We start from the raw sequence: 7,247 nt of genomic DNA on the forward strand, positions 1-7,247 counted from the left end.
GGCATGAACTGCCCGATCGGCAGCGGGGATCCGTCCGGTCCCTCGCCGCTGGGGAAGAGCAGGACCGCGTACGGGTCGCCGATCTCGGCGTCATCCCATGTCCAGCTCTTGCGGTGCGGGCGATGAACCGTGACGAAGATGGACCGGAAGGTGCGCGCGCTGACCAGGCCGGCGTGATGCGACGTGAGGCCCAGATGAGACTCGAGCAGACGTGTGGGGGATGACACTGGCGAGATTTGCCCTTTCGGACGTGCGGATGCCGACAAGAAGTCCCGCCCCCGCACACATTATGACGCTTAGGTATACACCAGGTCGAATGCTGACGCCTCGTGTCGCGCCGCGCGGTGGTGCGGAGGGGGCCGGACTAGGTGAGGGCGGCGCGGATCACGCGCTCCACCTCGGCGAGAGCGGGGACCAGCTGGTCGGCCGATTGCTCGTACACCTCGTCCGATCGACGGTAGGGGTCGATGACGTCCTCGCCCTTCGGGGCGGAGCCTCCGCGCCGCTCCGCGACCGTCTCGACGACGGCCACCAGACGTCGGCGCGGGTCGGGTCCGGCACCCTCGGCGATCGCGCGCACCTGCGCGTCGGTGACCCCCTGGGCGAGCCGAGCGAACTCGCGGACGGGGAAGATCCGGTGCAGGCGCCGCGGCAGCATCTGCACGGCGTAGTCGCGCTGTTCCGCGGTCATGGTCAGGATGAGGTCGGCATCGTCGAGCAGCGGTTCGGTGAGCAGTCGTGCGCGATGCGCCGCCGTGACGGCGGCAGCGGCCCCGCGCTGCGCGGCGACCCTCTGAGCGGGCTCTGTCATCCCGTGCCCCACGAGGGCCTGAGTGCCGGCGCTGTGCACGCGCAGATCGAGTTCTGCGAGCCTGGTGCGCAGCAACGACTCCGCGAGCGGCGAGCGGCAGATGTTCCCTGTGCACACGGTCAGCACGGTGGGGCGAGGGGAGGCCTCCTCGGCGGGCGCCGCGAACATGCCGGCGAGGGAGCCGAAGGAGACGCCGCCGGGCGGGTCTGCGGGCTCCGCGGCGACGGGTGCAGCGGGATGGGGCTCGGCGGGCGGATCCGGCACCGGCGCCCTCTGCGTCTCTGCTGCCGGCTCGTTCTGTGCTCCGGACACTCCGGCGATCGCCGCCGCCTCGCGGCGCTGCCGCAGCTCTCGTCGGGTGAGTCCCCCCGGCGCTTCGCCGCGCGGTGTCCCCTGCTCCCTCGCGTCGTTCATGACACCAGGGTAGGGGATCCGGATCCGCGCGCGAGCGCGGTCCGTCAGGCGTCGTCGTCGTCGCGCGCGCGATCCTCGATGTAGCGCAGCAGCACGCCCTCGCGGAGGGCCCAGGGGGAGACCTCGAGCTCCTCCACCCTCATCGCCGTCATGGCGGTGTGCAGCACGACCGCGGCGGCCACGATCTGGAACGTGCGATCCGGGGTGATGCCGGGCAGCTCCTGCCGGGCGGACGCGGGAAGGCGCGCGAGGCGCGGGATCCAGGATCCGAGCGACGCACGCGGCAGCAGCATCCGCTCCGATCCGGACCAGCCGGGCGTCTGATAGCCGACGAGCCGCGCGAGCGAGCGGATCGCCTTGGACGAGCCGACCGCGTGTTCCGGGCGGGGGAGCGTAGAGAACCGCGCCGCGACCGGCGCGAACACGTCGGCCGCATGCTCCCTGAGGCGCTCCACGGCCTCCTCGCCGGGCGGATCGTCGGGCAGGAACATCAGGGTCGAGCGTCCCGCGCCGAGTGGCACGGAGGCGGCGATGTCGGGGAGCTCCTCGGATCCCGCCGCCATCTCGAAGGATCCTCCGCCGATGTCGAACAGCAGGATCTGCCCCGCGGCCCAGCCGAACCAGCGGCGCACGGCGAGGAACGTCAGCCGCGCCTCGGTCTCGCCGTCGAGCACCTGCAGCGGCTGCCCGAGCGCGGCCTCGACGCGGGCGATCACCTCGGCGCCGTTCGCCGCCTCGCGCACGGCGCTCGTCGCCGTCGCCAGCAGCGCGTCGACGCGCTGCTGGGCCGCCACCGCACCTGCCTGCCGCACCGCGGCCTCGAGCGCCTGCACGCCCTCTTCGCTGATCGCGCCGGACGGCGTGAGGAAGCGCATGAGACGCAGCACCGTGCGATCGCTCGTGGTCGCGAGCGGTCTGCCGCCGGGATGCACATCGGCGGCGAGCAGGTGGACGGTGTTGGATCCGATGTCGAGCACTCCGAGACGCACGGACGAAGACTACTCGCTGCGCGTGAACCGTCCGTCGACGTGAGCCATCTGGAAGCACGGGCTCGTGGCGATTCGCCACGAGCTCGTGCCGCCTTCTCACAAGCTTCGGCGTCGCCACCGCCTTGTTCGTCGCAGCTCTAGCAGGTCCAGGTGAGCGTGATCTGCCCGGGAACTCTGGTGTTGTAGGCGACTCCTGGTCGATTGGCGACGACCGAGGAAACCAGAGTGACGGAGGGGCCGATGTAGCTGGCACCGCCACCCCCACCCGCGGTCGCGAGGATCCGGCCCCGGGTGGTGGAGCCACCGGCGACGACGCTTCCGCTTCCGCCCCCGGTGTAACCGCCGCCACCAGCCCCCGATGTTCCGCCCGCGGAGACAGCACCGACATCGGTGGTAGTTGGAACCAAGTTCGGGTAGTTCTCTGGAACCCCATCTGCGCCGCCTCCGGCGGTGCCATTGGCAAGATGCACGGCGCCCGTGCTTCCGGCCTTGCTGTCGAGCAGCGCCGCGCCGGTGATGGTTCCTGCCGCACCGCCTGCGCCGGGCGCGCTGGTCGTTCCGGCGCTTCCCGCGGTGGTCTGCACGGTGACAGGCGGGTTGGTTCGAGACCTCGTCGAAACGAGCCCGCCCGTGTCGCCTCCAGCACCTGGTGCCCCGGACGTCGAGGGCCAGTTGGCACCCTCGGGTTGCGGTACCGCAGCCATGCCACCGCCACCGCCTCCACCTGCGACGATGAGCGGCGTTGTCCCGCGCAGAATTGCGGAACCGCCACCGCCCGACCCGCCGGACTGGGCATACTGCGTTGACGGGTCGGTGCCATAGTTCGTATTGAGTACCTGGGTGTTTCCGCCGCCACCATAGCCGCCGCCGCCTTGCCGCAGCGTGAACCGGTCCGGGTTTCCAATCGTCCTGGTATCGGCGTTGATTCCGCCCTGCCCTGTGATGAGGGTGAGCTGCTCGCCAGGAACGACGGGCACGATGGCCGTCACCTGTCGGCCGGCACCCCCCGCTGCTCCGTTAAGGCCGCCGAGGGCGCCCGAACCGCCGGTCACGACGAAGGTGACTGAGGTGACACCAGCCGGCACAGTGAATGTCTCGGTTGCACGGTCACGCAGACTCGGATTCGGGACCGCCGCGGTGTAGTTTCCAGAGGCACAGCCGGATGCCGCCTGCGCCGGCACAGCCACGGCTGCGACGATCACCGGAAGGCTCCACGCGGCCCCCTTCACGATCGTGCGGCGGGGCAGTTCGCGCCGCCCCCTCTGCTCGCTGACCGTTCGTTCGGAATCAGTACTTGAATTGTTCACGTGAATCTCCCCAGGTCGTGCGCCTTTGCTCGGCGCACCTCTGGGATCGATCTTCGCCTGCGTGTCGTATTCGCCCTGGTCTGTAAGGGATTCTTGGCTGAAAGTGGCGAGCCGATGGCCTGAAATGGAGGAGGCTCAGCAGCGGGCGCCAATTGTCCCCTGTCGCACGCCGAATGGTCGCCCACACGGCGGATCACGCCACAGTTCCGGCACGTCGCGACAAGATTGAACTTATTGCGAGGGATGCGTAACAGGTGTGGGGCAGCGTGCTCTTCTTAAGTGCACGGAGATCCGCGCGGCCGGTAACCCAGAGCCGTGTCGTTGCGTCCCAGCTCCGTGCATGCCACCAGGTGGCGGGTGCGGCCGCCACCTGGTGGTCGCACCCATTCCTCCTTGAATGCATTGCCTGGGAAATCACGTGACCGATGTGCCGACACAACCAGAGATGAGCTTGACCGTGCCTGAGCTCTCCGATGGTGCGACTGGCGCCGCCTGGCTCATCTGCATCTTGTTCGAGGCATCCGTGATGCATCTCGATGAGCTGCTTGGCGGCGTTGGTCGCTGACTCCCGTCGTTGCCGCGCCAAAGAAGCGATGCGGGGTCTTTGCTTCTCGCCGTTGGGGCCGGTTCAACGGAGCAGGAAATATAGGCCCGCCACATAGCTGATAACGAGGGTAAAGGCAATAATGCCAAGAATAGAAGCGCCAGCATATTCCCGAAGCAGCCACGGCCGCTTGTAGGGGGCATTTCTCCGCCGCGCGCTACGTTTCTTGAGGAGATCTCTGCGAGCATTCGGCTTCACGAGACGTGTCAATTTTGCTCCTCAATACGAAGTACATGCTGAGAGCGGGCACCCGCCATCCATTGGCGACCACCCGGCGAGTTCCCGCCGATCACCTCTCGGTGATCGGCGGGAACGTGAAGTGAAGTCAGCAGGTCCAGCTCACGCTGACGTAGCCGGGCGAGCGCACGGATGACTTAGGAGCGGCGCCGCCTGCGTTGTCCACTGCGCCCGCGACTCCGGGTGCGAGGTAGCTGGTTCCGCCTGCTCCGGCGCCTGCGATGTTCTCGTGGGCGAGCGGGGACGCGATGTTTCGATAGGCGATCGCCCCCGAACCTCCCCCGGTGTAGCCGCCACCACCTGCGCCGCTTCCGACGTACTCCATCGAGACTCCGTCTCCTCCCAGTCGCCCAGCGACCACGCCGTTCGCACCGTTCTGTCCGGAGGCGGCCAGCCCGGGTGTGGTCTGTTGATATGCGCCGGATGCGACTCCGCCTGCGCCGCTGGCGCGTCCGCCGCCGGCGACGACGGTGCCCGCAGTGACAGCGGTGCCGTTCATGCCGGCGTTGCCTCCCGTGCCGCCCGATCGGGCAGTGCGAGCCCAGCCCCAGGCGCCTCCGCCGCCCCCGCCGCCTGCCACGACGAGGGGTGTGCCGTTGAGCACGATCGCGGAGCCGCCGCCCCCGCCGCCGCCCAGGTCCCAGTAAGTGGGAGTGGGAGAGAGGGTGGTGGATCCTCCCGCACCGTATCCTCCGCCGCCGGTGTCCTGAGTTGATCCGCCCAGTCCTCCCTGGCCGACGTAGATAGTGAGGACATCGCCGGGCGTCACGACGAGAGTGCCAGTCGCCAGGGCGCCGTATCCGCCGCGTTGTGCACCGGCACCACCTGCACCGCCGGCAACGGCGAACGTAATACTGGTAATGCCTGCCGGTACTGTCCAGTTCTGCAAGCCGCCCGTGGCCTGCGAAGGGCTCGGCACCGAGAATGCTGCCGAACCAGGGGCGCATCCAGATGCGGCGAACGCGGGCACTGCGACCGCGGACGCGATGACCGGGACGGACCATGCGGCGGCCTTGACCACTGTGCGGCGCGGAATCCCGGCGCTCGAATGCGGCGGCGTATTTGACTTCGAAGCGTGATTCATTGTTTAGCAATCCCCTTTGCTGACATGGAACGGTCAAGTTCCCCGTCGCACGCGTGGCTCACGACACTCTGCTTCAGAGCGTGTGTCCAGCATCGACTTGACCTATTGCTTCAGTCTCCTTTGCGAACGATGCTCGCTAACCCCGACGGACAGAAACGGGCGCAAGATGCAGGGTGCATGGCTTGATACGCCCGGCGGGAACGGATGCATGGACGACGCGCGAACGGGTCGGCGTTCCGGCCAGAAGTCGTGATGAAGAACGAGTAGGCTAACGAGCTTGCCCGGCATCACGGGATACCGTGTCCGCGGCGCTGTCGTCTCCTTGGTCGTGCTCGGGCATGAGTCTGTCCGCGATACCGAATTGCCTTTGTTTTGTGCGGAGGTCCGCCGGCGATGTTCCGTAGGCCTTTTTGAATGCGCGAGCCATCGTGGAAAGGGAGTTGAATCCACTGGCTGCGGCTACGGTCTCGATCCCGAGCGCATGATTCTCTGAGATCAATGCCATCGCCTTTTGCGTTCGCGTGCGCAGAATCTCTGCTGCCGCCTGGATGTCGTGTTTGGCATAGATGCGGTTGAGCGTGCGTCGAGAGACACCGCACTGTGCAGCAAGCTGGTTCACGTCGAAGCCCGGATCGGATGCCTGTTCGTGGATCACCCGTTGCGCCTGCTGGAAGACCCCGTTGGAGGCCCAATCTCCCATCGCCGCGCTCGCGACCGCCCGAGCGACGTCTTGAGTCAGAGTTCTGAGGATACGGCTGTCCTTCGCATCTTCCTTGACGCGAGGCTGCTCGGTGGCAGCTTGCAGATACGCATAGATCGCCCGGAACGCTGTCGAGCCGGTATGCGCCTCGTCCATGTTCGTGGGACTGAGTACGTAGGGTTCAATCTCGGCCTGATCGAAGGAGAATACGACGAATTCACTCGCGTCGTCCATCTGCACCTCAACCGGGGTATCACCCGGATAGATGAGGCAGAGCCCGCCGCTGGGGTTCGTCCAGACCCTTGAGCTGTTGTCGAAGCTGACCGCTCCTCGGTTGACGAACATGAAGAGGTAGCGACCTTGGGCGCTAGGCCTGGATCTCGCCCACTCGATCACGATCGGGTCCGTCTTGACCTGCGCGATGATGAACGCGTCGAAGCGCAAGGCTCGAACTCGCATGAGCTGTGGATCTCCGCTCGACACTCGGAGTCCCGCACCACGGAGGAACGCGTCCATCTGCCCAGAGTCTTCTTTGCTTCCCGGCGTGTTCTCGAAGCGGGTATGACCAATCAGGTCCTTCCACCCGCGTCCCTCATCCGCGGGGAGCAGGGTCTCCCATCGTCCAGACATCGTGCCCTTCCCACATCGCTCCCGCGGCGGCGCCCCACACGCACGCGTCTCCCCATCCCGGATGCGCGCCCGCCCAGAACCCACCTGGCGGGAGCGAGGCTTCGCGCGCCGGGTCCCAATGTGGACGATCTCGACAGCTGCACGAGACCGCTGCCGGAGTCCGATTGCGACGCCGATGTTCGGGCATCGGGCCGCATACCGAGATTATTCGTGGGCGCCTTCGGCGTCGAAAACGCGTGGCGCGAATTGCTGCCTGTGTGGCGGGCAATGATTGGGGACGCACTGTTCTGGCTGCCACTTGTCGTATCAATCGGCTACGCGCACCATCGAGGATCTGACGCTCTTCGATGTCCGCCTTATGGCGTCGTCAACGCGGCATCCGATCGCCACATGCGATCGACGCTGTCATGCCGCAGAGCTGCGTTGCTGTGCTGAGGCCCTGGTGGCGGGTTCGATGTCTCTGTCCGGGCG

At 67.1% G+C, this 7,247-nt stretch carries 7 protein-coding genes; 1 reads left to right on the forward strand and 6 read right to left on the reverse strand.

Annotated elements, in window-relative coordinates:
- The 4 genes from AC1DG4_RS19465 to AC1DG4_RS19480 all read right to left on the reverse strand — a co-directional run.
- Nucleotides 1-227: hypothetical protein (locus tag AC1DG4_RS19465; RefSeq protein WP_477421424.1), on the reverse strand; the 227-nt coding region annotated here is incomplete at its 3' end.
- A 137-nt stretch (nt 228-364) separates the two neighbouring features.
- Nucleotides 365-1,225 (reverse strand): arsenate reductase/protein-tyrosine-phosphatase family protein, encoded by an 861-nt coding sequence (locus tag AC1DG4_RS19470; RefSeq protein ID WP_477376256.1) that lies wholly within the window; start codon nt 1,223-1,225, stop codon nt 365-367.
- Between the two features lie 44 nt (nt 1,226-1,269).
- On the reverse strand, nt 1,270-2,214 hold the full coding sequence (locus tag AC1DG4_RS19475) for a Ppx/GppA phosphatase family protein (RefSeq protein ID WP_477376257.1): 945 nt from the start codon (nt 2,212-2,214) through the stop codon (nt 1,270-1,272).
- Between the two features lie 137 nt (nt 2,215-2,351).
- Nucleotides 2,352-3,521 (reverse strand): hypothetical protein, encoded by a 1,170-nt coding sequence (locus AC1DG4_RS19480; protein ID WP_477376259.1) that lies wholly within the window; start codon nt 3,519-3,521, stop codon nt 2,352-2,354.
- Between the two features lie 418 nt (nt 3,522-3,939).
- Here AC1DG4_RS19480 and AC1DG4_RS19485 point away from each other — a divergent pair, with 418 nt between their 5' ends.
- Nucleotides 3,940-4,086 (forward strand): hypothetical protein, encoded by a 147-nt coding sequence (locus AC1DG4_RS19485; RefSeq protein ID WP_477376261.1) that lies wholly within the window; start codon nt 3,940-3,942, stop codon nt 4,084-4,086.
- Between the two features lie 364 nt (nt 4,087-4,450).
- On the opposite strand, the gene AC1DG4_RS19490 is transcribed toward AC1DG4_RS19485, so the two are convergent.
- Nucleotides 4,451-5,131 carry a hypothetical protein gene (locus AC1DG4_RS19490; protein ID WP_477376263.1) on the reverse strand — a complete coding sequence of 227 codons (681 nt, stop codon included), beginning with the start codon at nt 5,129-5,131 and terminating at the stop codon, nt 4,451-4,453.
- 583 nt (nt 5,132-5,714) lie between these two features.
- The gene (locus AC1DG4_RS19495; RefSeq protein WP_477376265.1) at nt 5,715-6,662 is read right to left on the reverse strand and encodes a helix-turn-helix domain-containing protein; all 948 of its coding nucleotides are present in this window, start codon (nt 6,660-6,662) and stop codon (nt 5,715-5,717) included.
- Between the last annotated feature and the right edge of the window lie 585 nt (nt 6,663-7,247).

Source organism: Microbacterium sp. 05N427, assembly GCF_056397105.1.

What these genes read in the sequence shown, in the direction of transcription:
- AC1DG4_RS19495 (WP_477376265.1), bottom strand. Translation starts at nt 6,662, where the DNA reads ATGGACGCGTTCCTCCGTGGTGCGGGACTCCGAGTGTCGAGCGGAGAT.
- AC1DG4_RS19470 (WP_477376256.1), bottom strand. Translation starts at nt 1,225, where the DNA reads ATGAACGACGCGAGGGAGCAGGGGACACCGCGCGGCGAAGCGCCGGGG.